Source organism: Scytonema sp. UIC 10036 (genome assembly GCF_009725235.1).
Map to the genome: position 1 here is coordinate 1 of NZ_WJFC01000155.1, position 25011 is coordinate 25011.

Sequence of the window (25011 nt, forward strand, 5' to 3'; positions counted from 1 at the left end):
TGTAACTAGGAGCATAACTTGGCAGTAAAGGACACTATATGCTTCCAATTATGTTTCGGACAAATTATGCTTCCAACAGCTAAAATTTTGTAGATTCAAGAACAGGCTCATTTAAATATTTTGACCCAGTTCTAATATATTGTAGTCCGATTAGAAGCTATTGGAGAGAATGTTTTCCAAAAATCTTGAACAGTAAATCCTTCATAAGTCATGGATTGATGTATCCTTTTTGGAGAAATTTGAGGGTTAGATAATTCAATACTTTCAAATTCTTTCAGTTGAAAATAAGTTATGATTTGTCTATAAAAGGTTTTTCTAGTATTATTAAAAGCTTCAGGAGTAAAAGCAATTAACGAGCCAAAAACTTTGATTAAGTCTAATTGTAAGGCGATTTCAGAAGTTGATAAACTCTGTAATGATAATTTTTCTTGGTTTCCCAACCATTTTCCACAATGATTACAATATCCATGCCGTGTAGTGGCAGTTAACATCGGTAGTTTTTGATTACAGTGAGGGCATTGAGTAACCAAGGGAGAATGATGATGCTCACACATTATAACTGGCTCAAAAGACCATAGTAATGGTTCATATATAGGTAGTTTATTTTGCCGCCAATAGTCATAACATAAAGGACACCAAGCTTTATAGTAACGAGATAAGTAAAGATGATGAATTAGCTCATGCCAATGCATCATTGTCAAAAAAACTAAATCTTCACGTAAGGTCAAAGATTGTAAGCACTCAACTAATTTCGATGTATACCAACCACTAAAATTTAGCAATTTAATATGAGAATAATGGATAAAAGTTCTACCAATAATACCTTTATAATAAGTACAAAAATCCTCATGACCCCAAAAAAGTGGATGAATATTATGCTTAATTAATTTGTCTGGAGTTACACAATGAGTTTCGGCTAAACGAATGAGATAGCTAATTAGACTTTCACATTTAGATGTACCAATGCCAATTGGTTCTAAAGAGTATAAAGTGCTACGTTTTTCAACAACCGGAGTTTGAAAATCATAACCTGAATATAATGTTAGTTTTTCAAATTGCATTTTCCGTTCCTATTGAGTCTCGTGTAGGTTTACGAATACCAACTGGTTTTTTACGCTTTTGAGATGAGAAACTTTGGGATTTTAATTCAGATTGATTACTATATTTTTGCTTAGAGATAGGTGGACGACGTAAACCTAAATCTTGGTATAATTCCTCCGTCTTACCTTCTATTTCTGCATATTTTGCTTCTCCTTCCTTAATATGTTTGAGAATATTTCGACATTGACCAACTGATAAAGCACGTTTTTCTAAATGCTTCAGTGTAACGGTAGAAGCATTTTCATTTAACGCTTCTCCAAAGGCATTTCTCGACCAATTTTTGAAAATCCCAACACATCCCAAACTGCGTGAATATAAATACTCCCAATGTGATAAAAAATCTGGTGGTTCTCTTGTCGATATTTGATGCTGAAAATTCCAAATTATACTTTGCCAAATTTCTCTATCTTCTATAAACTCTGCATTGTAGCGAGGTAAATGGATATAAATACTACGCCGACTTAATTGGTCCCCAATATCATGAAGAGTTAATAAATCATAAGTTCCAATTAGTCCATGTAAAATTTGAGTAATATTTGCTAACGATTTAATTGCTTCAGGTACATCTGTTAATTTTCTTCCACTAGCTACAGCTAATAAATGATGAGCTTCATCAATAAAGAAAATTTTAGGTCTTCGATGATGTAAAGCTTGCTCTAATGCCCACCCTAACTCAGTTTCCAAAATTGTTGGTTTAACAATTAATTCTCCATCAAGATTATGATAAACACTTGAAGTTCCGTAATTTATTTTATTTTTAACTAACCCAGGTGGTTCTGCTAGCGCATATAAACAACGTTTGAGGTGGTCTTTGAAATTAAATAAACCTCCTCCTAACAGACGTGCTTCAATACTCGCAACTGGAATACAACCTCTGTCAACATCTAATAAAGATAATGATGACTCAATTATCCATTTTTCAATTAGTAAACGTAATTTTGTTTTACCTACTCCTGTTGGTCCAACAATAAAAATGATTCGTGATTCTCCACAATTAGTTATGATTGGCTTGAGAGTTTCAAAAGCTATATCTAAATAAGGATGCGCCATTGTATATGAATCATAGTCAGCCAGTTTTTCATGTAACGAGGCTTTTTGAGAATCTGATGTAAATTGTTGATTATCTTTCATAAACTAGTACTCAGCAAAAGTTTGTAGCTTATCAGGATTAATAAATTCATGAGCCTGAGTCATTCGATTATCGTCTTGTTTGCTCTCGATAGCAGATAATTGATTATCACTTGATTCACCGTAAGGATTAATATTTGGTAAACCACCATTTATCACGCTGATAACTTCAAGTGCTTGTGAGTCCTTTAAGCGTTGTGCAAGCAAACATTCTTCTGCTTCTGTACTAGCCATAAATTGTGCTAATTGTAAAGAGCGAATTTTGTTATTACTACCATGATTTTGTTGCTGTTTTTTTAATTCAGTAGTTGCAATAATTATTTCTTTTTCAGAATGTCCTCTAAATAAAGGATAATATTCACTAATGCATTCAACCCAAATTCCTTGGACATAAGCATAGGCAATCCCAGCATTAAAAGGGTCATATCTAACATTAACTAAAGTTTTTTCTATTTGCGGGTCACGAAATGCGCTATGCCAATAGTATTTATTATCTATTTTTATTCCCTTTCCAATTTGAACTTTTGCTTTACCCTTTTTTGTTGTTGGTAAAGTGAGAATCCGGAAGTTCTCATCAAATGGAATCATTCGTCCATTACGGCAACCAAATTGCTTTATCCCGTAAGTAAAAGCTTCATCAGGGCTTTGACCTTGCAATGCTGGATGCTCAGTTGTATCGTAAATTGAGTAAGCCCATTCTGTTAAATGCATATATAAGAGTCCTAAAGTCCAAACAGAAAGATTTTTAGGATTTACAGATTTAGTCATTAATCTGACTTTTTTGGTAATTTGAGTATTACCTGCTAAGTTATACAAAAACTGAGTATTTGTTGTTCCAAATAATCTCTCACAAACACTACTAAATCGAGGCTTTGCTGGGGGTCGTCTTTTCAAAGTACATTCAAACATTGCTAGTAATGTTTCAAAGTAAGTACTGTAAAACTCCTTGCCATTATCAGTTACAATTGTTTGAGGTAGTCTTGAATGGCGTTGAACACAAATTCGCAATACCATCATGCAAGAACGATAAGATGGAGGGTCATAGCTGATATAAATTGCTAAAATTCTCCTTGTAAATGCATCTACTAATAAACTTAGCCAAGGCTTCCCTAGAACTTTTCCTGTTTTAGAGCATCTTAGTTCAATGTCCAACTCTGTATGGTCAATGTGAGCAATGTGAAAAGGGAAATCGCCATGTCTAGGTGTAGATAATTCTAGTTCCCAATAAAATTCTTCACTTTCATACGCTGCACGAGTCCCTGAACGTTTTTCTAATCTTGAATAAGTAGGACGTTTTTTTATTTCTGTTATAAAAGTTTTATAACTGGGAATTTGAGTATCACTAATTCCAGATTTTAAGCAAGTATTAACAAATGAAGAATAAACGGCTTGTTTACTTTTCTGCTTTTTATTTTCATACTCATCACTGATAAATTTTTCTAACAGTTCTATAATATGTTTGGGCAGTTTTCTATCTCGATTGCCTTTACGTTTGTCTAACGATATTAATCCCAAATAGCCATAACCGTACTTCTGTTCTGCTTGCCAGTAATTATGGAGCCAACGCCTCAAAGACCTTTCTTTTGGCGTACCAGTTGCTACTGATTGTTCATCTAAATAAGGTTTTAATAGACTAAAACGACGATTGGCTCCTATTAAATCATCAGTCGAAGCCTGTTTCAATATTTCTAATGCTTTTGCTCTTATTTGTGATTGATTTTTGATTTTATTTATTTTGATTTTACCGGAGTTTATCAAATCTGAGAACTCCGATATTTTGAGTTCTATAGTCTCAAACTCTTTCGCACTAAGTAAAAGATAATCTTGACCCACTAAGATAATATTTAAGCTTCTACCATCATAAAAGACTGACGTACCTGGCATTAAATCAATTACCGTGTCCGCAATTTTATCTAAATTTTCCGTCCTTTCAATTGCCTTCACAGAGTTTTCTATCACACGAGATTTAAAAACTCGACATTTCTCAGCTTCTACTAAGGTGTGTATGGTTAAATTTACATAGATCTCTTCTGCCGCTATTAGATTATAAATGTCATCTGCGTTCACACCTTTATAGTCCAATAACTCAGCTATGGAAATTCCTGGGTGCGCTTCTACTAGTGAAGTAATTATATTGTCGCGTTTTGGAATTATTAACGATAAATTACTTTTATAGTAATCTTCTAGAAATTCTAGATTCCGCTGTAATGTCCAGTTAATTCTTGCACTCGACCATAGTCGGAAGTAAAAACCAAACTGTTTGGCATATTCTGACCCTGGTGGTGATTGCCATTTATTATCATTACCAAATTGGTAACGATGAGGACTTTTTTGTGCCAACTTCTCTAATTCTGTTTCTGTTTTACACTCGACCCAGCCTGCACTTTGTGAGCTAATTACAAAAAAATCTGGAGTAATTATTACACCTAAATTACGCCCGGATGCCGAAAGATATTGAATTTTAAAAGGAGGTGGCTGGTCGTAATACTCTAAAACATCTTCTGAATGCTCTAACTGATAAATAAAAGGAAGCTCAACTTTATGCGATTCAAATTGAATTGTGGCACCCATCTTACGGCTTGGATAACGCCCTGAAACGTTTTTACAACGACTTCCAACGCTGCGAGATGGTAGAGTTTTGCGAATTCTTTCAATTTCCTGTCGAGCAGATGCACTCAGGCTCTGACTTATGCACCATTGGTTAAATTCTTCTTGTGTCATCATGGTTGCACCCCATCATTACACATATCAATTACAATAAGTCTATTTGCTCTACTATCTTGTATACATCCGTAGTGATGTAAATATGATGTAACTTATATAAAGTTAACCTTGCTGATAAACTGGTCAGCAGTTGATTTATAGATACTGGTAAACTGATAACGTGAGTAAAAGAATTAACGTTACTTTGCCCGACAGTGTTTTAGAGGATTTAGAAGCGTGGGCTGAATTTCAAGGACGCCCCACTGCCAATCTTGCAGCGTTTCTGATTGAAATGTCCATCAAATTAGCCAAACACAATGGGGAATTTCCTCAAAAGTCATCAATACGCACTTTCCCAGAGCAGTAAAAACCTTCCCGATTTTTACATAATCTTTCCTTAACCTTCTCCGCTCATCAATTACCCGTTTTTGATTGTAAATTCCTGTAAAAATGCGTGAAAATTTTTGATGACCAGGATAAAACCTTAACATATGCCTTTTCTATGCCAGTCAGTACTTTGTCTTAAAAGAAACTTAGGCATCACTGAATAAGGAAAAAATCTTTGCACTTGCGGACTCTTTATGGTTCCATTTTGCATTTAAGGACAAGTTATCCTTCTAAGGTTAGCAATTGAGAACGAAGCAGCAACGTAATGATAAGGGTTTTAGACATTTAAAGACTCAGTTATGCTTCCAGACCCAGACAAATTTTGGGTCTAGTGACACTTACGCATTGACAGAAAACGTCAGATATGGAGTGAGATATTTAGTGCCTCAACGTTTGATTTTTGAACGAATAAGAACCAACATTACCAACCGTAGGGGCGCAAGGCCTTGCGCCCCTACAAGTCTAAAACGACCATTATTCGTTAATGCATATAACAGTTAATTTGTACAGTGCGTAAGTTCTAAAAGCATTACTTTTTCCAACGATAAAGACTTTGGAATAAGCTAGACTATGTGACAAGAATTTAGACAAATTAGAAACAGTATCCCTACAGCAACTTTAACTTTGTGGACACTTTTTTGAACGACTCACATCATCCGCATATTCATACAGGTCATCAAGAATACGTCAGTTCTATAGTGATACGTTCTAATGCACATCAGGCACTCTCTGCCTCATGGGACAAAACTCTAAAGCTATGGGACTTAAGCAATGGCGAGTGCTTGCGTACTTTTTACGGTCATAGCGACCTAGTTACTTCCGTCGCGATTCATCCAAACGGTCACCAAGCGCTCTCTGGCTCGGAAGATAACACTTTAAAGCTATGGGACTTGGATAGTGGCGAATGTTTGCATACCTTTTTTGGTCACAACAACCATTTTGGTATCAATTGTGTCGTCATACATCCAAACGGTCACCAAGCTCTTTCTGCCTCAAGTGACGCTACTGTAAAACTGTGGGACTTAAGAAGTAGAAGATGCCTGTTTACTTTTGAGGAGATCGCTAATACGTTGGTTAACTTTTCTGTAGTCATACTCCCCAATGGGCACCAAGCTCTCTGTTGTGGGTACGATCATGGTATGATGAGGTTATTAGACCTGTTTAATGGAAATTGTTTGCATACTTTTGAGGACGTTCATTTAGTTGCGGTGGCTCCCAATGGCTATCGGGCATTTTCTGGCTCATTAGGTGATTCTTGGCGTAGTTCCTTTACCAATCCTCTCAAGCTATGGGATCTTAGCAATGGTAAATGTTTGCATACTTTTGAGGGTCATGGCGACATCATCAGTTCTGTAGTAATACATCCTAACGGTAAGCAAGCTCTTTCTAGTTCTCGTGATGGTATTATCAAGCTGTGGGACTTAGAAAGTGGTAATTGTTTACATACCTTTTATGGTCATACAACCTGGGTTAGCTCCATTATTGTTCATCCTGACGGTAACCATGTACTCTCGGCTTCAGGTGACTGCACCCTTAAACTATGGGATTTACAAACGGGAAACTGTATTGTTAGTTGGACTGGAGAGAGTCCTCTAAGTTGCTGTGCTATTGCTAAAGATAACGCAACGGTGGTTGCAGGCTCCTGTTCTGGTCAAGTCAATTTTCTGCGCTTAAGCTAGATTCGTATTTGTCAAAGAAGAAAATGCTTTACGTGCAACTTCCTCTGCTCTTGCTGATGTAACTTTTTGATAGCGAAGTGTTGTTTGAATACTTTCATGTCCCATCAATGCTCCTAACTCCACAATGTCCATTAAACCAACTCTTTCTGTAGCAAATGTGTGGCGTAAATCGTGAATGCGTACCCCTTGCAGTTCCGGATATGGCTCAATCAATTCTCGCCAATTCTTATACACAGTACGATAGCTAATTCTCTTGACTACTTTTGTAACTGGTTGTTGGGCTGTAAACAAAGCAGGACAATTATCATGTCTCTCCTCTTTTATATATTTATTAAGCGCATTAGCAGCATCAAAACTGTAGAAACACCAACGCTGTTTGTTCCCTTTACCAACTACTTGAAACTTATATTTGTCCAAATCTATATCAGAGATATCTAACGCCAAAAGCTCAGCAATTCGACATCCTGTCTGATGTAATAAATGTACAACTGCATTCATGCGTAAATCATTGGCTACAGCTTTGTACAGTACATTTAATTGTTCTGGAATCAGAAAGCGTACTATTTCCTCTGAGACGTGCGAGCCAAATATTGCTTTATGTGTGGCACTCCTCTGAGTTCCCATTGTGCCAATTGTGGTGAATTAGTTGCTTCACTCAAATACCGCTTCTGTCCTTTTTGTGGTTTTGCCTATAAAAATAGCTGAAATACAAGACATAGTAAGCTTTTCAACTTTGGCTACCATTGATGACAAATGATTTTTGACAGATTCATTTATATGTCAACCGTATGTTTACATAATTTTACGTAACATAAAATTTGAGAGAATGCTTGAAAGCTAGATAAGTAAAGACTTTCCAGACCATCTTGCATGATTTTACAAGGATCTCGGCTCAATGCCGTTACGCCATCCGGACACTCAACGATTGAACCTACTTCGATTGTGGGAAGTCCTAGCTGTACTGGCTCTGGGAAGAGGGATTTTCTAGCTTCTTCCTCGGATATGGGTGTCTTGGTTTCCAGGTGTTCAGCTGTCTTGGTTTCTAGATTTTCTTCCTCATCCTCTTCTCCCCATTCCTCCTCTGGCTCTACCAGGTTTACCCATCCTGTTTTCTGCTGTGCTTCGAGCTTTTCTTCTAGCTGGCGGATTGTATCTTTTTGCTGCTCTCGCTCAGTCGCAACATCAGTGTAGGCTTGCTCTAGCCGCTCAATGCGTAGATCGCGGTTTTTGAGCATAGCCTTGTATTCCTTTTCTTTCAGGGCAACATCGCTAGACAGCCCTAAGGATGCTTCTACCTCATCTGTCACACCCAGTTCGGCAGCTGTTGCCTTGATGCGTGCGATCGCCAAGAGTGCTTGCTCTAGCTCGCTTTCTAGAGAGCGGTAGGAGTTGAGTTGCTCGGTTAGCTGTTGGATCTGAGATTCAATGGATTGAACTTTTTGTGCAAACATGGTGAAATACCTCTAATGATTTTGATTTTTTGGAGTTTTGGGCGCTGCCTACTTACAACAGATGTGCAGCGCCTTTTTAAAAAGAGTGTCTAAATTTAAACAGTCTTTTTTCGTGCATGGGGGTTTTATGCAGCAGCTTGGGATTGAAGGAAGAGGGAGACAACAACACCATTCGCCAAAGAACGTAGGCGAACACAAAGCATCAACCAACCACGCTTAGTTCTCAAATCCAACCCTTGTCCGCAGTGCCGTTTGAAATGGCGGGTCTGGGTCAGCTTCAGTCCAAGGGAACGGGCGATCGCGTAAGCCATATTCTTGATGTCTTGTAGTTTCTGTGCTTGCTGTGTCATTGTTTTTCACCTCCGTTGAACTTGTGTTTTACGCTTGTGATACTAATCTATCAACTTCCGTTGAACGTGCGTAAAACAATGTGACAGTTTGTTGGCGTGGCACATTTGTAAAACTTGCGTTCAACAAAATGCTAGAGTGGGAGTTGTTGAACAAAAGTAAAACAAATGGCAGAAACAACAGAGCATATAGGGTTTCGATGCCCTAAAGACCTCATAGCAGTAATTGAGGAGCAGAAAAGCGCAACTGGTAGAGGTAGGACAGAAGTAATAGTAGAGATGCTTCGTTCATCTATGCCGTCCACCTTGGTTAGCGATCGCGGCAACCTCCCAACAGAGTCAGCCATTTATTTTGTCTGGGGTGGTCAACGTCTGTTGTACATCGGTAAAACAACTAACTTGCGTAAACGTTTTGTCAATCACCATAGACTTGCCGATTTTGTGCTAGCCGAGAAAGAATCAAGAATCTCATGGTTACCTGCAACTGCAGAAAACTTGGCAGCTTTTGAAGCCAGCTTGATTGAGGAGTTAGAACCGGAACTAAACGCACCATTACCAAAAGGTACCAAAACTATTTCTTTTAGATGCCCAGAAGAGATGCTGGAATTTATTGAGCAAGAAGCAAGAACGTCTGGAGTAGACAAAACTGCTGTAATTATGAAATTGCTAGAGTTGGGAAAATCTGTTTTAGGCAATGATGGGCTAAGCAGTGTATTGCACCCGTCAGACAGTGTAAACGCAAGCCTAGATGAACGTATACAGCAAGCACTCGCACCCCTCCAAGCACAACTGGATGAACTACGGGGAAAGTTAACAGCCTGAGTAGTGGCGGACTCAGGCAACAGGATTATGAATCAGCCCGCGATCGCATCCTCAAGACCTGGCGACTAGCCAAAGCGCCAGAGAAGAAAGAGCGCATACGCGAAGCACTTGATCGATTTATTTCGGAACTTTCTGTATCAATGTCTACACCAGCGTCTACACCAGCAGTTGACCTCCAGCAGCTGATGGAGTGGGTACAATTCGCACAGGAGAGCTTAGAGTTGGGGCATTACGAGGATGCCAAGAGAGATTTAAGCCAAGTGCTGCGAATTGCCTCTGGAGAACAGTAAACACCGCCACGGCAGTTACTCTCCCAATTTTTTAGAAATTTGAGAGAGTAAAAAAAAAGACCGTCTAAATTTGAACGGTCTTTTTCAGCTCATACGAATTTCAGAAGCGATCGCACTAATAGCATCCATCTCAAAATATTCGATTTGTGCTGGAACGATGCGGATCAAGATGCCTACAGGTTTGTCCTGTCCTCTGCGCTTTCTAGTCTTAACAAATTTGCCACTTGAGGCGGCAACATAGCTCGAAGAGTCGTTTTCGAGAACCCTTGCCTCAACCAAGGCGTCAAGGACTGCGCCAGTCAAGTTATCCGAGTCGCTGGAGAAGAAATTCACGAATAAGCAATCCACACACGCGGGAACTGGCGCTGGAGCCAGACCTTGGGATCTAAGTTGCAAGATGGCATCCTCTTTCCAGGAAGCGTACTTTGAGGCTGTGTGTACACTACCTCGCGAGAACCTTGGGCGGGCTTTCCCGACCCCGCGCCCCTCTATCCAAATCTCAATCATAAAAAAAATGGCACATCTGTACTAGGAATTTTATTACGTTTTTGTTACATTGTTGACAACCTTAAGTAATGCGTTATACACTCCAGCTAGTGTTGTTGAAGTTCATCGACACACCTCGCCCGATCCTTGAAAACCGCATAACTTCGTTAAGGTGTGTCGATTGCTTACGCTGTAAGGCTTTCGGGCTGCAAAAATTGATGCTTTTTGAAATTTTTTAACCATTTTCAAGAGGTGTGTCGATTAGGGGGTCTGAAACTCGCTCACAGCAAGGGTTCCAGAAGTGAACTCTTTACAAATCCCTCGCCCCGCAAGGGGATGGAAACTGAACGGGCATCGCCATGTTCGGCCCCAGCAGCTCTATCCTTTACAAATCCCTCGCCCCGCAAGGGGATGGAAACCCTCTGAAAGGTTCTAGCTCTGATGGCTGCGGTGGACTTTACAAATCCCTCGCCCCGCAAGGGGATGGAAACGATGGGAAGATGTTTGAAACAATTTCTGTAATTTTCTTTACAAATCCCTCGCCCCGCAAGGGGATGGAAACGATGTTAAAGAATCTGCAGGCGCGTCAGAACCTTGTCTTTACAAATCCCTCGCCCCGCAAGGGGATGGAAACTTTCCCTAGGCTTACATAGTAGTTACCCTCTATTCCGCCGTACTTTACAAATCCCTCGCCCCGCAAGGGGATGGAAACGAGCAGTTGCACCCGCAAGTACCTCCACCTCCGCTTCCTTTACAAATCCCTCGCCCCGCAAGGGGATGGAAACCCTATGGTGAAAACACCGAATACCAACCAAGCAGAACTTTACAAATCCCTCGCCCCGCAAGGGGATGGAAACCATAGAGCTTCCGGATGGATAAAGCGTCCAATTGGCTTTACAAATCCCTCGCCCCGCAAGGGGATGGAAACTCCCACATGAAGCGCCCGGACTGGGTTTCAGCAAGGTTTCTTTACAAATCCCTCGCCCCGCAAGGGGATGAAAACAGATGACTTGGAAAAGACCGTCTAAATTTAAACGGTCTTTTGAATTCATATCAACACTTACCCATAACACAGGTATACTATTGGTGAGTGTTGATATGCACGCTCATTCGCGATCGCCCATCAACCGTTCAACAATCTAAATTCTTTTTTCTCCTCATCCAGCCATTCGGCTAGTCCGTCAACGCATAACTCATCAACCCACTTTCTAATCTGTTCTGATGGGATTTTCTTGCCGTTAAAAGACTTTTGAGCTAAATCTCTAACTGTTGCTTGCCGAATTTCCTTGGATTGCAACCAGCCTAAAAAACCCGTGTAGGTATCTGAAAACTTAGCCCCTTCAAGCGCTTTCTGCTCTGATCCCTCCTCATCCTCTACCGATTCCTCAATATAAGGTTTGGGTGGATTGAGCATCTTGGAAATGTCAGATTGAGCATCTAGTTCGATAGACCATCGGGCGACTTCCGTATTTTGCTGAATCTGGATATCTTCAAGTTCAAATTCAGACTTGCGAATCCTGTGATTGGTTTTTTCTAACCGCTCATATTCTGGGACTAGGGCTTGAGCAAAACCCCAAACCATAGCGCTTCCCAGGAAGAGGAGTCCAGCGCCAAGGGCTTTCATCTCATGTCTACCGTAGGCTAGATCTGTTACTTCATACCCCTGTGGGATAATTTCTCCCATGCGAATATAAGTTGATTCGGTGTAGGTCTGTCCGAAAAATTCACTAGTTTTTTCTACTCGCCGCCAAGTGTTCATATTTTCCGGTGCTGCTAGAACAATTCCCACAACTGCCAATGATGCCCCTACACCCAATCCCCAATGTTTAGTAGCCCATAAAAACTTTTGGTTCATTGTTGCCCCCTTGGAGAAAGCATCAATTCAAAATATCGATAAGCCATGAAACCTAAAATTCCGACAGCTACTACAACCACGATGGCTGTAATGACCGGAACCCAAAAATAAATAAGTAGTTCTCTAATTCCTACACTCACGCCTAGAGTAATGGCTGCAAATCGGAAGAATGTTGCTCGCGGTTTTCCGTCAAAGCTAAGGACTGTGTAAATAATAGCTACCACGTATGCGATCGCTAGCACCACTTCTAGCTGTCGAAAATACACTGCGGCGAGTGCCAAACCCAGGCTAACAGAGAAAAACGTACCAGCTTCACCTAGATTTTTTATGTGCCGTAGCGCATCTGCTTTAGGTGTCGGGATATCATCTTCTATACTCATACAACTCCTTATTGATGGGTAGCCCCTAGCTGGTACTAGGGGCTTGTTTATTAGCTATTGGTAGATCCCAAGTGCGAGGTCTTTAAGTCGTGCTTCATCTGCTGGAGATTGTTTTTTCTCTCAGCTAGGATTTGTTGCCGCTCTTGTTTTAGGGAGTTCGCGTGCTGGGCGCTGCTAGCACCCAATCTGGCTTGCTGATTTAGTCCTGAGAGGATGGCGTTTGACCGGGCATCTTGCACGGATTCAAAAGCATTGTAGGCAGCATCAATGATTTGCCGTTGTTGGTTAACCCGCTTCTCAAGATTCTGAGCTTTACGCAAATATCGGTAGTAGGCAACATAAGCCTTGGCAGCAGCTTGGTCGATCTTGGCTTTGGCTTTGGCAGCTTGAACAACTATTTCTGCTTGAAACTCAGCTGCTGATACTTGGAAGGCAAGAAACTTCATAATGCATGGAGCTAACTCCTTCATGCACATTAGTTTTTCATCTAACTGCGCTGCTAATTGTTTGGCTTTGACCACCTGCTCTTTGGTGAGCTTGGAAAGGTCAGTTAAATCTACGCCTAATCCTTGACCTATTTCTGCAACCATTGGGCGCATCCCTTCGGGTATTACCCCTTGAAGAGCACCAGCAAAAGAATCCGTATTCACTTTGAAAGCGCCAACCTTGGAAGTTGGTACGATCGCACTGCTACTGGCGTTGGTCGCTTGTGCTTTGGTAGTCTTGTTGGCTTTGTCGCTCTTGAATTCCATTGTTTATTTCCAAATCAATTTTTAGGTGAACTTCTGGTGAAATCCGCACCAGCAACGGGGCTACAATCGCCAATCCGAACAGCACAAAAGTGGCGGCGATCGCGCTCTGGATTGCATCATTCTCATTCATCAATGTTCTCCCTGATATTTGCCTAAATAATGTTCCAAGCTGTCATCTACCCATTCTTGATTGCGGACAAACTCTAAATTGGATAAGCCATACTGAGCAATTAATTCATCCTCTTCTGTGAGCCAGTCAAAGCCGTCTTCTTCCTCCTCATCTTCCAAAACATGAGCCAGGGCTGGGACATCTTTGAACAATTCACCCAGTCCTTTTTCCTTAATAAAGCTCTTCACAACTTCATCTTCCTCATCCCATCCCAAGAGGGAACTTCCATCCCATGCCGAAGCAATCTTTTGGTTTAATTCTTCATGCAAAGATTCCCAGTGTTCGGCATTCAGAGGTTCATTCCATTTGAGAAGTTGGAATTTTGTAGTAACAATTTCTTCCAAATTCTCTGGACGTTCCTTCAAAAGAAAGTCGTATTGTTTCTGCCAATCAGAATTTTGATAGACCATTTACTTTTTCCCCAATACAAGTCTGTGTACTTGGTTGATAATGGCTTGTTGCTCAGTAGTTCTTTTCCCTACCGCATCCACTTTTACCAGGATGTATGCTGCTTCCTTAGCTAGAGGAGATGGGATGCCTTGCTTTGTGAGTTCATCAACCATTGTTTCAATAGGTGTTGCTAGTCGGGCATTCCCATACCTGCATTGTGCCTGTAGGGCTTCAAGCAGGGATTCAGCGTCCTCTAGGGTCAATCCAGCCAGGGTTCTTAGCGCGATCGCTAGCTCTTCATCTGGGATAAACAACTGCCAGAGATTGAAGTCAGACGCTGCGTCATCAATTGAGTAATCATCACTCATGGTCTCGCGACCTAGTATGAAATGAGTCAGAATAGCCCGTAGCTGTAGCTTTTGCATACGGTCAAGCAACTCCAATTGGTCTCCGAATCGCTCTGTTAGCCGTTCTAGGCAGTCACTGCTGGTGTAGTACTGTAATGTGTTCATGTGATTGCGTATTATTGATATCTGGTAAACCTGCAAGAAAAGTCAGAGCTATCTGTAAATCCTGGATTTGCTCTACAGATAGGCGGTTGATGTAGCAGACTAAAACATGACCGCCACATTCCTGAACCAGTTGACGAAAATACTCAGGATGCCAATCATCAGATTGCAGTTCTATTAATAGCTCCAGTTGATTTTTGGTAAACATTCTCATCTCCGATTTGTCAAGACTGTCTACGCGTAGACAGTCTTCTTCTTCATTCGCTGAATCCCTCAAGGCTGGTTAAGTTTATAACATCCATCACTCGCGATACCTTAGCTTTAACTTGCTGTTGAGACAGCGATCGCGTTACCCGTCTATTAGGGTCTCTAGTACAGAAGCGATAAAAGACATAACGTTTGGTTCTGCCTTCGTCTGTTGAGTACGAATATCGCCATTCACCGCGCTCGCCTTGTATGGTGTATTGTGCGTTACTACCGTAAAGCTCGGTACAATCTAAAATCATGTTTTCTCCTTAAGCACTCTGCCTATTGCTAAGTCGTTCTTGTACTGCTCTTTCCAGCATTTTTCGTAATAGGTAAGGTACGGTTACTCCGTCCATGTCTGCAAGCATTTTGATACTTGGGGCTAGCTCAACAGGAACGTTATAACTAAGCCGCTTGCTGCTCTTGCTCTTGTTGCTGGTTGTCACCAATGCTGCCTCCTATATCTTCTATGTGTTGTTGTTCTGGTAAATAAAGCTTTCTCATCTCGACCAGCGAAACTATTTCTGGTCGTTCTGGAACAAGCAAGTTATTTTCTGGAATGCCTGCCTTAACCAAAGAATCCTTTACGATCTCTCGTACTGGTGGAATTGCAAAACCACCACCGCACAAGACCACCGGATGTTTACGTGCTTGGATGCCCAAAGATTCAAGGGCGAACGTTAAAGGTGAATCTTTGACCCAGTTTTTGATAGCAATCTCAAGGGCGTTACCTACATCCCTTCCATCTGGGGCAACAGCCCGCACCTTACCATCCTCCATGATTGCCGTAGAAAGAATTTCTCTCAACTGCGAAGGTTTAATGACTTTGGCTGAATCACTATTGGCGATCGCTTCAGCAAACTCTCTAATCAGTGTGGCAACCCCACCCCCACCATTAGGTTTATGTGCAACACGCTTGGGCAATCGTCCGAGATTGTTGTATTCACTAACGCAGGCTGTACCGAAACCAACGTCAAAAGTAAACAGTGTTGGGCGTGTAGTCCTGTTGTCACCCTGCCCATAGAGGCTTGCTCCATAGCCTTCTGGATAGTTGAGGGCATCCTTGGAAAAGGAGAGCGAGTACTTGATTCCATCTACCCGCATCCACCGACACTTCTTGATTGCTTCTTTTAGTTGCAACGGATTGGCAAGGCTCAAGGTAATCAGCTTGATAGATAAGCTTCGGTTCTTTTCATTTGTCCCAGTAGATAGGTCGTAGAGATTCGGTAAAGACGCAATTGCACCAAGGGCAAGTATCGGAAAATACTTTACCTTATGGTCTTCTCCATCCGACATAGAGATATATTCTTTACCTTGCAGCTTAGCAGATGCACCGACTACCCAGTGTTCTACTAAGTCTTTTTGCCTACCTTCAATCTCTACCTTTTCACGGCTACAGGAGAAAGCTCCTTGCTCGCCAAACGGAGGGGTGTCTACCTCACAGATGGTTGATTCCAGGACAAGGGTTGAAGTTACTTCGCCATCTACGATGACCAGTACTTTGATTTGCGATCGTCCACCATCCAGAATCATGATGAATTCTTTTTTAGGGACAATAACACGCGGTTTTTTGGGTTTTGACTCCTTAGATGGCTCCTTGGATGGTTCAGAAGCAACCACAGCGTCTGGATTGTCTGAGTTGCTCTCTTCAACCAGTTCTGGTGTTTCTCCTATCTCTTGAACGTCAACTTCTGACGCAATTTTCTTTCTTGGCATAAGTTCACCTGTTAAGTATGTGGTTACTGTCACATTGCCTTATTTAAGTAAGCTTGTAATATTTATTGCTTTTATAGCGAATTTGCTGAAACCTGTTACCCAAATCGGTTTTTGGCTGTTGCATCCCCTGTTGCACTGTTGCGCCTGTTGCAACAAGCCGCAACAAGCTACTACAGATCGACAACTGCAACTCGCAACAGAATAAATAAGGAGTGCATAGGCTGCTAAAACCATTACTAGGCACTTTTTCCACTTTATTTTTGGGGTGTGCCAGTGTCGATAGATTTGAGCGACTTCACAAGAACATCACCATAGTTAGCAACCAAAATTGTGAATAACTGACTTGGGCTGTGTATGCCCGTTGCCTTACAAATCTGCTCTACTTTGTCCTTGTACCGAGGGTCAAGGACTACTCGCGTTTGTGGCGTTCGTGACATTATTATGCTCCTATCAAGACTAGTAACAACCATTAAGGCTGTTGCTAATCTCACAGGATTAGCTATGACGCCCTTACCTTTGGCGCTTACTTCCATCTGCTTTATCTGTCAGAGTCTTCTCTCACGCTACAGAGCAGATTTACCTTGGCGCTTATTCTAGGGCTGATTGTCATGGTTCAGGTGCCGCAGCGCAAAGCTGCCGCAATGAATGCAACTATCTAGAAGTCTTGAAAATCTGAGTTGTAAGCGATATTAGACCTCGTGTTGCAACCAAACTGGGAACGTCATACGTTTTACGCTCGCTCTGGTCGTTTCGCGCTTACATTGCTATACTAGCAACAGGTACGTCAAATGTCAATTTTAAAGTCAAATGACGTACTTAGGATAGTTAGGGGTAAAATGGGGCAAAATGACTACAGTAGTCTATTCTATTGTCATGCCCACACAGAAACCGCGAGTGACGCTCCGTTTTGAAGAGGATGAGTACGAAAAGCTGAAGCAATGGGCAGAATCAGAAATACGTACTGTACCTCAATTAGTTTATGCAGTTGTAATTAAAGCTTTACAAGAAAAATTTAAGGAAGAAAAATGACCAACACAGCAGAACCACCCAGTAGGTTAGACCGGATAGAAGCGATTCTTGAACGAGTAGCCAACCAGCAACAAACCAATACAGCTGCGATCGCTCAATTAACTTCCCAGCAAGCAGAACTCAAGCAAGAACTGCAAGATAGCATCAGCCATCTTGTTGGGGTGATTGGCGATTTTGTTGAGGAGGCGCAAAGCGATCGGGAGCAAACCAAAGCTGAACTCCAAACCTTTCGGGAGCAGGCAGAGCGCGATCGGCAAACTTTCCAAGCCGAAATCCGACGCATCTGGGAATATTTACTTAGGCAAGGAGGCAATGGTAGTAATCCGCCTACAAGTTAATGCGGATCGCAACCGAACCCATACCTGCACCACAATAAACAGCAAAAATTCCCTCCTAAAAAAAATAAGGAGGGAACACATCGCAAGGAAATTGACCTTGTTCAATAGTTGCGATACTGTATTTTTTGTAAACATAAAAAGGAAGGAGTCGCCAGGTGATCGACCAACCAAAAAGACCAGAGACCACAAAGCTAGCGATCGCATTTTAGAACATTTAAAAATATCTTATCCCACTTTTTTCGTAATAGCACCCCCTCACGAAAGAAAATGGCGATGGATAGCGCGATGAAAAAGACAAGACAATTGCTGGCTGATACCAATATATTTGAATGATAGCTCAAATATAAACAGTCTTTTGGTTTAGTTGCACCACTGGCGGGTTCTTCCTACACGTAAACAGGAAGGTATCCAATCATGCAACAAAATTATACCACAAACACAACTCAATTTCAGAAGTTCGGAATAATCGAACTAACACCCTCATCAATCGGCAGAAGCCAAGCATCGCAAGAGAAAAGCCAGCTACTGATTGCGGGCTTGCAGGAGGTGGCATCATGAACCACGGCTTCCTCCCACTTAAAAAAGGTTGCCCCATCTGTGGGGGACTTCGGAAAGATTGCCGTCAATCACAAGCCACAGATCTTGTCCACTGCCGTGCTGGCGTGGATGCGCCATCGGGCTGGAGATTTGTAGGCGAAGACACTCTAGGCTTTGCGATGTTTGCTGTTGATGACGGGAGGTCTCCCGAACAGCTAAGAGAAGTTCGCAGGCGACAATTGGCAGATCGTCAATTGTGGGAAGAGCAGAGAAAGAAGGAGCTAGCCAAGGCGCTGCCCGCAAAGGAACGCGATGGGGCAATTAGGGTCTTGTCGAGAAACCTTGGGTTAACAATTGAGCATCGGAAGAAGCTGCGTGACAGAGGGCTAACAAATGAGCAAATTGATGCTGGCGGGTTCTTTACCATTGTCCCGAACACAGATCTGAAGCTATCTCTGCCACCTAACCTACCAGGAATCAGCAGAGGATATCTACGAGCTGCCGGAAGGGGAATTGCTTGCCCAACCCGCACGCTTGATGGTAAGTTCTCAGGCTGGCAGCTGCGGCTGGACTCAGTAATCGATGGGGGCAAGTACAGATGGGCTGCGGGCGATCGCTCCTCCCACTTGCCAAACGGAGAACTACCAATAACCGTCTGTGTACCAGAAGGAGCGGACATTTTAGACCTGCGAGCTTGCGAAGGGATTTTAAAGCCCTATGTCGCTAGCTGTCGGTTAAATCTGCCCTTCATTGGCGCATCAGGGGCGCTTTTCTCCAAATCTTCAGAGCAAGTTAAAGAAGTTCTGACACAGCTGCAGCCCAAACGGATTGTTTTGCCCTTGGACGCGGGAGATACGAAAAACAAGCAGGTTGCAGCCCGATGGCTGAATGAAGCAAAGTTTTTCCAAGAACTTGGCTACACGGTTGTTTTTGAGTGGTGGGGGCAAGTTGAGAAATCCGGGCAAGACATTGATGAAATCACTTTGGAACAGCATCAAGCAGTTTCCATGCTGTCAATTGCGGAGTTTACCGAGTTGTGCCGTGCTCATGGCGGTTATAAAAGCGAAGATTGCGATTCCCAAAAGCAGGGTGAAGCTGAGCCAAGCACCGCAGAATATGAGCAGTATATTGCCCAAGAGTCGTCCCAAAGCGAGTGGGAGCGCGGATTTGATTCTTACTTAGCAGATTGGGAGCACCAACAAAAGGTGCAATGGCTGGCACAATATCCCGAGCGCGTTCAAAAGACCCAGCAAGCCCTGCAAGACATCACCCCCTACGTAACTGAAACGCAGGATTCTAAGTATGTAGAGATGTCCTTGGAGAATCTCACCCCCGGCATTTACGGGCTGGCGGCGGGAATGGGTAGTGGTAAAACTTTTCTAATCAAGCAAGCAATCAACCATTTTAGTGATGGGTTGCTATTGAGCTATAGGAACTCCCTGTTGATCCAAACCTGCCGCAGTTCGGAGGTGGCAGATAAAATTTCTTTCCTGTGGGATCTGCAAAACAGAGCAGTAAAGTATACGGAGATTCCCTGGATCGGGGCTTGTGTAGAATCAATCACCAAGTTGCCATCCAAGAAGGTCGTTATTTTAGAGGAAGTAGAGAAGATTGTCAATGCTCTGCTTCAAAGTCCGACTTGTCGTCGCGATCGCAGAGAAAAGCTTCGTTGTTTCACCAAGGTACTGCAACAGGCAGAGTACATCATTGCGGCAGATGCGGACATATCCCCGGTCTCCTTACGATACCTGCAAAAACTGAGCGGCAAGCAAATCCACTTGATCCACAATATCCACAAGCGTTTTGAATGGCGGTGTTTCTTCCACAGTGGTATAGTTACGCCACAGGGAGAGCAAAGACCCAACTCTCGAAAGGATTTTGAGAACCGCTTGCTTGACGCGGCAGCCAGTGGAGAAAAGCTGCTAATACCTACCGACTCCCAACGCTGGGGGCAAGCCTTAGAGCGCCAACTTCAGGCAATAGGGCTTCGCGGATTGCGGATAGATTCCTTTACTAAAGCGGAAGATCCCAGGGTTGATGCTTTCCTGACCAATCCAGATAAATGGATAGAGGAAAACCAGCCAGACTACATTATCTACTCTCCCACAGCTGAGGCAAGCTTGGATATTACCATTCAAGATTACTTCGATGGTGTTTGGGGCTGTTTCTTCGGGGTCATCAACCATTGGGGCTGCAAGCAGATGTTAGGGCGGCTTAGAACCAACTGCGATCGGCACATCTTTATCAAGACCTTTAGCACAATAGATAACCGGGCTAGCAGATCCCCCCTACCACAGGTAGTCGCTAAGAGCTTGATTGAAACCAGCCAACGAACCATTGAGCAACTTGGCTTAAATTTCCCTGCCTTTGCTCCCTACAGTGATGCTACAAGTGAATACTACACCGATCCTCACTTTGAAACTTTGGCTGAGATTGTTGCCAAGGATAATTGGTCACGAGCCAACTTGAGAGAGAACTTGACGGAGGAACTCAGGAAAGCTGGACATAACGTGATTGTGATGGGCATGGTTGGGGGTAACGAGATTGTCCCGAACAACCCGATCGCAGACCATAAAGAAGACATTCTTCGAGAGTGGGCTGGTATTATAGCAAACTCTGAAGACATTTCCATCCAAGCGGCTTATGACATCCTGTCTTCGCCAGATGCAAAGCCAGAAGAGCGCTGGAAGGCAATCAAAGCCACACTGAAAGACCGACTGCCCGGTCTTGAGTTGACCCCAAACTTCATCTTTGAGCGGTACTTGAAAGACCCTATGTGGATTAGCAAGCAGGAATTAAGGTGGATGCTATATCACCCCGAAGTCGCCAAGGACATCGACACCAAGCGCTTGTATAAGGCGATTGAGAATGAGGATATGCCCTGGGATGTCCGCACCCGTACACTTGTACTAAAAGCGCTACAAGTACTGGAAATCCCGCAATTCTTGGAAGCAGCCCAACAATCACATCTTGAGTGGCAGGCTAATTCACCAATCGTGCGGGACTTTAAGGAACGGGCGATCGCTAACCGCAAGCTGATACTATTGGCACTAGGTATTAATGCCAACCAGGATAGTGATGGTTGCTATCTCTTGCGGAGAGTTCTGGACAAGCTAGGAGTACCTCTCATAAGACGCCAGCGCAGAGTGGAAGGGCTAAGGGTGTGGTTTTGTCAGGTTGATACCACTGCCCTCACAACGGGCGACTATGCAGCTGCCTGGGGAGCTTTTGAGCGCCGTTTCGAGTGTCACCAACCGCCCTCAAATATAGACAGTATTTACATTTCGGCTCAGTTAGTGACACCTGAGATTACTGATTTGGATCAACTAGATGAGTGGCTACAACCAAAAAATTTGGCTTCAATGGCAAGGGATTTTCAGCGTTGCGAAAATTCAGAAGCGCTCCTAACATATTTTGACTTTTACCCCATGCACGCAGTTGAGGAAGCGGTTAAATTGCTCCCGATGGAATTCGGGCAGTGGGTCTTGGATTGGGCGAATTGGTGGAAGGAAAACTCATTGGTACAAACTGAGGCGGCATGATGCAAAAACACATCCATCTAAACCACAAACAGGTTGTGGAACTCAAACAATACATCAGACAGAAAAAGCTCACCGAAGCGATCGCATTGCTTGAAGTCGCGGCTGGGTGTAGAGTTGGCGCTGAGGAAGTAACGGCTTGCCTTGCTAAATGGCAGAGACTGCTTGAATTTGAACAGGGCAAGCTTTTTTGAACCCAATGATAGGAGAAACCAACAATGGAGTCACAAGAATATGAATATAAGCCCGCTACCGCAGAAGAGATTGCTATGTATGAGCGGCTACTGCCGATTGCAATTCCTTGCCGCAGGAGGCAGGCGCAATCAATTGCTAGATATGATGTTGCGGCAGCTGCAAGGTATCTGGAGGTTGTCAGTGGCAGCAAAGACTACAGCTATCAAATACATTGAAAAAGACTGTTTAAATTTAAACGGTCTTTGATGTGTTGCTGCGATCGCAACTAATGCTGGATGTGTATGCAGTTAGCAGCCTTGGTACTATTGAAATAGGACTCAAACAAACGCCTATTTACCAAAAGGAGAAGAATGCCCGGAAAAATTCAAAAACAAGCAGAGCAAGGGGGGCAGAGTAGATCTATTCGATTGCCCAAAAACGATTTTTTAATTAAAGATTTGGGCAGTCACTGGGAAGTTACCGTTCTAGACCCTATCGAACAGGAAGAAATCCGGCGCAAGAAATTAGAGAAAATTGACAAACTTTCAAAAAGGCTCCGGGGAGACCAAAAACACCAAACCGCAACCATACAGCCACTTTCCGATATTTTTGGCGGAGTAATACTGCGTCTTGATGAGGAAAAACCAAGCCTAGAAGAAATTCGGCGTCAAAGAGCAGAGCAAATTGAGCGGAACGGACAGCCAACAAAACGTTAGAGATCACACACATTATGCCAGCAAAGACACAGCAATCTATAACTGAACAACTCCAGACTCAAATAGAGCAAGTGAGAGGTGCGATCGCAACCAAACAAGAGCAACTGGAACGCCAGAGGGAACGGGTATCCCAGTTTCAAGAAGCTGTTGATATTGCCACAACTCAACCCAAATGGCAGCCGAAACCGGGCGAACTTGAGCCATTGGATGCACTCAAAGAAATGCTATCTGCTGCAAAGACTCAACAAGAGAAGGCTGAAACTCTGACTGCTGCACGTGCCTCCTTGGCATTCGCCAAAGAAGCTGAAGCGCAACTAACCCAAGATAAGCTTGCCTTAGAAGAACGCCTTCGATTTCTACTCAATGAACTGGACTATCAGACAAGATACGCCGATCAAGAAACAAAATACTGGCACGCCTTCGATCATGCTCCAAGCCCCCAAGAAGCAAGGGAAGCACAATTGGCTTCATATCAGGCAATGATTGAGGAGCGGCAGCTTGCCATCAAAAAAGCAGAATATCAGATAGGTTTAGAGCAGAAAAAGCAGGTTGACCCCAATGCTCATGTCCCCATGTGGCAAGGGCTTTCTACTCCTCAAGGAACTATTGAGAATTCAAGGAGAGCGATCGCAGAGCTGCAAAAAAACATAGAATTCTGGAAGCGACAGCCATTAGGAGCACCAGATACCAAGAATAGAGAGCAGTTTCGAGATTTTGTTAGAGCACGGGCAAGTATTGAACTAGAACTGACCGAGTTCTTAAGCGTCCAGGCACAGTACTTGCAAAGTCTAGAGAGACTGCGAACAGCTTTGACAGAAAATCCCTGCCTGGGAATCAATCCCTCTGAACTCAAAGACCCAGTAACTCGCGTGGAACTGAATAACCGCAACCAGATAATTGTGTCTGGTAAAACAACGCCCCGTTGAGGTAAGATGAGCGACCTTGTCGAAACGGAAATGAAGCGGCAATAACAATCTGCGATCCGGCAATTTAAAATGGCAAGAAAAGGCAAGAGTCATTGCCGAAAGCGAACAAAAGCCTTGCCAGCAAAGACTTACAGAACGGCAATACAATCCCCCAAAACGGCAAGATGAAAGCTAGTGATAAGACATGGAGCCTTGAACGGAGACAGCGACAATCTCAAAGAATGCGCGATCGCCAGCCTTGGCTTAAGTGTGCGGGGTCTAAGTCAGAGTGGGGTGCGTTTATTTCGCACCTAAACGGATATAAAAGGATACAAAAGAGGTGCGATATGCCGGAAGCGACAGTAGCAGTTGAAGCAGCTGAAGCGCTTTTAAAAACAGTACTTTTAAGGCTCAGATGGGGACTTTCAGAAGAGGAAGAGATACTTACAGACCTCAGATTAAGCACGCGCTTGCTCTGTAAATATTCCAACCAGCCTACCGAAGAGATTCTTAGAAGGTTTACTACAATTTATCGAGAAATACTGCTTCAAAGGCAGACACAAACCCAGCCATTGACCGAGAAGGAAGAAGCAGAGCTTTTGAACACAGCTGATAACTTAAGAGCGATCGCCCAACAAACTGCAACTGAAGACCTGCCCCTACCCTCAACCCTGGACAAAATCATCAATGCATTGTCCGAAAAGACTGTTTAAATTTAAACACTCTTTAATGTGTTTATCATTAAAAAAAACGTGTGGTTAAGTTGTTTGGTGGGCGATCGCCTTCAGTAAAATGCTGGACAAAATGAAATCAACATTTTATACTTAATTTTGGCGAACCGAAGCACGGGCGAAAACCCTAGGGGGTCTGCCAAAAGCCCAGAACCTTGACAACATAATAGTTTTAGGGTTTCAACTAGGCATGAAGAGCAAGTTGTCAACGGCTGAAATCGACTTTTGAAAGAGCTTTGCCAAAATGAAGCGTAGAACTCTTGTGAAAAGGTCATTCCAAGCCCAAGGGTTTCACTTACCTAACGCCCCGCAAGGGGATTGAAACCCTACCGACATAGACGACCTAGATAATATGCTTTTTGTTTCACTTACCTAACGCCCCGCAAGGGGATTGAAACAAGTTAATAACAAGCGATGGCAGAACTGGGAGCGACTTGAGTGTTTCACTTACCTAACGCCCCGCAAGGGGATTGAAACGCGATCTGTTAAAGTACGTTATGACAAAATTGATGGTTTCACTTACCTAACGCCCCGCAAGGGGATTGAAACTAGTGGAGCTTTGAGTATTGTTTCACGTTTATATTATTGTTTCACTTACCTAACGCCCCGCAAGGGGATTGAAACACTTCCA

General features: G+C 42.9%; 31 protein-coding genes and 2 CRISPR repeat arrays (1 of these 33 only partly in view). Of the genes, 14 read left to right on the top strand and 17 right to left on the bottom strand.

Annotation, left to right across the window (positions count from 1 at the left end; genetic code table 11):
• Positions 1 to 131: 131 nt before the first annotated feature.
• The 3 genes from F7734_RS44080 to F7734_RS44090 are packed head-to-tail and all read right to left on the bottom strand — an operon-like array spanning position 132 to position 4953.
• Positions 132 to 1061, bottom strand: a complete 930-nt coding sequence (locus tag F7734_RS44080) for a TniQ family protein (RefSeq protein WP_155750691.1) — start codon at positions 1059 to 1061, stop codon at positions 132 to 134.
• The gene (locus tag F7734_RS44085) at positions 1051 to 2232 is read right to left on the bottom strand and encodes an AAA family ATPase (protein ID WP_155750692.1); all 1182 of its coding nucleotides are present in this window, start codon (positions 2230 to 2232) and stop codon (positions 1051 to 1053) included. Before F7734_RS44085 ends, F7734_RS44080 begins: the two co-directional genes overlap by 11 nt.
• A 3-nt stretch (positions 2233 to 2235) precedes the next feature.
• Positions 2236 to 4953 (bottom strand): DDE-type integrase/transposase/recombinase, encoded by a 2718-nt coding sequence (locus F7734_RS44090; protein ID WP_155743564.1) that lies wholly within the window; start codon positions 4951 to 4953, stop codon positions 2236 to 2238.
• Between the two features lie 160 nt (positions 4954 to 5113).
• Here F7734_RS44090 and F7734_RS44095 point away from each other — a divergent pair, with 160 nt between their 5' ends.
• Complete coding sequence (locus tag F7734_RS44095) at positions 5114 to 5299, top strand: hypothetical protein (RefSeq protein WP_017742461.1); 186 nt, start codon at positions 5114 to 5116, stop codon at positions 5297 to 5299.
• A 658-nt stretch (positions 5300 to 5957) separates the two neighbouring features.
• Positions 5958 to 6998 (top strand): WD40 repeat domain-containing protein, encoded by a 1041-nt coding sequence (locus F7734_RS44100; RefSeq protein ID WP_155750693.1) that lies wholly within the window; start codon positions 5958 to 5960, stop codon positions 6996 to 6998.
• On the opposite strand, the gene F7734_RS44105 is transcribed toward F7734_RS44100, so the two are convergent.
• Positions 6990 to 7622 carry a site-specific integrase gene (locus F7734_RS44105; protein ID WP_155750694.1) on the bottom strand — a complete coding sequence of 211 codons (633 nt, stop codon included), beginning with the start codon at positions 7620 to 7622 and terminating at the stop codon, positions 6990 to 6992. The two genes, F7734_RS44100 and F7734_RS44105, sit on opposite strands and share 9 nt — an antisense overlap.
• Here F7734_RS44105 and F7734_RS44110 point away from each other — a divergent pair.
• Complete coding sequence (locus F7734_RS44110) at positions 7596 to 7703, top strand: zinc ribbon domain-containing protein (RefSeq protein ID WP_155750695.1); 108 nt, start codon at positions 7596 to 7598, stop codon at positions 7701 to 7703. The two genes, F7734_RS44105 and F7734_RS44110, sit on opposite strands and share 27 nt — an antisense overlap.
• 68 nt (positions 7704 to 7771) lie before the next feature.
• Here the strand turns inward: F7734_RS44110 and F7734_RS44115 are convergent, their stop codons facing one another.
• Entirely contained in the window at positions 7772 to 8449 is a 678-nt protein-coding gene (locus F7734_RS44115) for a hypothetical protein (RefSeq protein WP_155750696.1), read from the bottom strand.
• Between the two features lie 125 nt (positions 8450 to 8574).
• Positions 8575 to 8799 carry a hypothetical protein gene (locus F7734_RS44120; RefSeq protein WP_155750697.1) on the bottom strand — a complete coding sequence of 75 codons (225 nt, stop codon included), beginning with the start codon at positions 8797 to 8799 and terminating at the stop codon, positions 8575 to 8577.
• Positions 8800 to 8964: 165 nt separating this feature from the next.
• Here F7734_RS44120 and F7734_RS44125 point away from each other — a divergent pair, with 165 nt between their 5' ends.
• On the top strand, positions 8965 to 9618 hold the full coding sequence (locus tag F7734_RS44125; protein ID WP_155750698.1) for a hypothetical protein: 654 nt from the start codon (positions 8965 to 8967) through the stop codon (positions 9616 to 9618).
• A 140-nt stretch (positions 9619 to 9758) separates the two neighbouring features.
• A complete protein-coding gene (locus tag F7734_RS44130) occupies positions 9759 to 9908 on the top strand; it encodes a hypothetical protein (RefSeq protein ID WP_155750699.1) in 150 nt (49 codons plus the stop codon).
• 84 nt (positions 9909 to 9992) lie between these two features.
• On the opposite strand, the gene F7734_RS44135 is transcribed toward F7734_RS44130, so the two are convergent.
• The 11 genes from F7734_RS44135 to F7734_RS44185 all read right to left on the bottom strand — a co-directional run bounded on the left by F7734_RS44135 (position 9993) and on the right by F7734_RS44185 (position 16848).
• On the bottom strand, positions 9993 to 10304 hold the full coding sequence (locus F7734_RS44135; RefSeq protein ID WP_155750700.1) for a hypothetical protein: 312 nt from the start codon (positions 10302 to 10304) through the stop codon (positions 9993 to 9995).
• A 398-nt stretch (positions 10305 to 10702) separates the two neighbouring features.
• Positions 10703 to 11397: direct repeats of the CRISPR family, unit length 36 nt; unit sequence CTTTACAAATCCCTCGCCCCGCAAGGGGATGGAAAC.
• A 120-nt stretch (positions 11398 to 11517) separates the two neighbouring features.
• Positions 11518 to 12249 carry a hypothetical protein gene (locus tag F7734_RS44140; RefSeq protein WP_155750701.1) on the bottom strand — a complete coding sequence of 244 codons (732 nt, stop codon included), beginning with the start codon at positions 12247 to 12249 and terminating at the stop codon, positions 11518 to 11520.
• Positions 12246 to 12629, bottom strand: coding sequence for a hypothetical protein (locus F7734_RS44145; RefSeq protein ID WP_155750702.1), 384 nt, complete (start codon positions 12627 to 12629; stop codon positions 12246 to 12248). Before F7734_RS44145 ends, F7734_RS44140 begins: the two co-directional genes overlap by 4 nt.
• A 50-nt stretch (positions 12630 to 12679) precedes the next feature.
• Positions 12680 to 13381, bottom strand: a complete 702-nt coding sequence (locus tag F7734_RS44150) for a hypothetical protein (RefSeq protein ID WP_166482524.1) — start codon at positions 13379 to 13381, stop codon at positions 12680 to 12682.
• Positions 13320 to 13511, bottom strand: coding sequence for a hypothetical protein (locus F7734_RS44155; RefSeq protein WP_155750704.1), 192 nt, complete (start codon positions 13509 to 13511; stop codon positions 13320 to 13322). The genes F7734_RS44150 and F7734_RS44155 overlap by 62 nt, the downstream gene beginning before the upstream one ends.
• Positions 13511 to 13960 (bottom strand): hypothetical protein, encoded by a 450-nt coding sequence (locus F7734_RS44160; RefSeq protein ID WP_155750705.1) that lies wholly within the window; start codon positions 13958 to 13960, stop codon positions 13511 to 13513. Before F7734_RS44160 ends, F7734_RS44155 begins: the two co-directional genes overlap by 1 nt.
• Entirely contained in the window at positions 13961 to 14452 is a 492-nt protein-coding gene (locus F7734_RS44165) for a hypothetical protein (RefSeq protein WP_155750706.1), read from the bottom strand.
• The gene (locus F7734_RS44170) at positions 14421 to 14657 is read right to left on the bottom strand and encodes a hypothetical protein (RefSeq protein WP_155750707.1); all 237 of its coding nucleotides are present in this window, start codon (positions 14655 to 14657) and stop codon (positions 14421 to 14423) included. Before F7734_RS44170 ends, F7734_RS44165 begins: the two co-directional genes overlap by 32 nt.
• A gap of 49 nt (positions 14658 to 14706) precedes the next feature.
• Positions 14707 to 14955, bottom strand: coding sequence for a hypothetical protein (locus F7734_RS44175; protein ID WP_155750708.1), 249 nt, complete (start codon positions 14953 to 14955; stop codon positions 14707 to 14709).
• Positions 14956 to 15100: 145 nt separating this feature from the next.
• Positions 15101 to 16411: a hypothetical protein gene (locus F7734_RS44180; protein ID WP_155750709.1), complete on the bottom strand. Its 1311-nt coding sequence runs from the start codon at positions 16409 to 16411 to the stop codon at positions 15101 to 15103.
• Between the two features lie 254 nt (positions 16412 to 16665).
• The gene (locus tag F7734_RS44185) at positions 16666 to 16848 is read right to left on the bottom strand and encodes a hypothetical protein (protein ID WP_155750710.1); all 183 of its coding nucleotides are present in this window, start codon (positions 16846 to 16848) and stop codon (positions 16666 to 16668) included.
• A 409-nt stretch (positions 16849 to 17257) separates the two neighbouring features.
• On the opposite strand from F7734_RS44185, the gene F7734_RS44190 reads away from it, so the two are divergent.
• From F7734_RS44190 to F7734_RS44230, 9 genes are all read left to right on the top strand, one after another.
• Positions 17258 to 17440 (top strand): hypothetical protein, encoded by a 183-nt coding sequence (locus F7734_RS44190; RefSeq protein WP_207714346.1) that lies wholly within the window; start codon positions 17258 to 17260, stop codon positions 17438 to 17440.
• A complete protein-coding gene (locus F7734_RS44195; protein WP_155750711.1) occupies positions 17437 to 17778 on the top strand; it encodes a hypothetical protein in 342 nt (113 codons plus the stop codon). The genes F7734_RS44190 and F7734_RS44195 overlap by 4 nt, the downstream gene beginning before the upstream one ends.
• 414 nt (positions 17779 to 18192) lie before the next feature.
• Positions 18193 to 18336, top strand: a complete 144-nt coding sequence (locus F7734_RS44200; protein ID WP_155750712.1) for a hypothetical protein — start codon at positions 18193 to 18195, stop codon at positions 18334 to 18336.
• Positions 18333 to 21857, top strand: a complete 3525-nt coding sequence (locus tag F7734_RS44205) for a plasmid replication protein, CyRepA1 family (RefSeq protein WP_155750713.1) — start codon at positions 18333 to 18335, stop codon at positions 21855 to 21857. The genes F7734_RS44200 and F7734_RS44205 overlap by 4 nt, the downstream gene beginning before the upstream one ends.
• A complete protein-coding gene (locus tag F7734_RS44210; protein ID WP_155750714.1) occupies positions 21854 to 22048 on the top strand; it encodes a hypothetical protein in 195 nt (64 codons plus the stop codon). Before F7734_RS44205 ends, F7734_RS44210 begins: the two co-directional genes overlap by 4 nt.
• A 40-nt stretch (positions 22049 to 22088) precedes the next feature.
• Positions 22089 to 22295 (top strand): hypothetical protein, encoded by a 207-nt coding sequence (locus F7734_RS44215; RefSeq protein ID WP_155750715.1) that lies wholly within the window; start codon positions 22089 to 22091, stop codon positions 22293 to 22295.
• Between the two features lie 104 nt (positions 22296 to 22399).
• Complete coding sequence (locus tag F7734_RS44220) at positions 22400 to 22744, top strand: hypothetical protein (RefSeq protein WP_155750716.1); 345 nt, start codon at positions 22400 to 22402, stop codon at positions 22742 to 22744.
• Between the two features lie 14 nt (positions 22745 to 22758).
• A complete protein-coding gene (locus tag F7734_RS44225; RefSeq protein WP_155750717.1) occupies positions 22759 to 23670 on the top strand; it encodes a hypothetical protein in 912 nt (303 codons plus the stop codon).
• A gap of 92 nt (positions 23671 to 23762) precedes the next feature.
• Positions 23763 to 24362 (top strand): hypothetical protein, encoded by a 600-nt coding sequence (locus F7734_RS44230; RefSeq protein WP_155750718.1) that lies wholly within the window; start codon positions 23763 to 23765, stop codon positions 24360 to 24362.
• 306 nt (positions 24363 to 24668) lie between these two features.
• A CRISPR array of direct repeats spans positions 24669 to 25011; the repeat unit is 37 nt; unit sequence GTTTCACTTACCTAACGCCCCGCAAGGGGATTGAAAC; it runs 365 nt beyond the window's last position.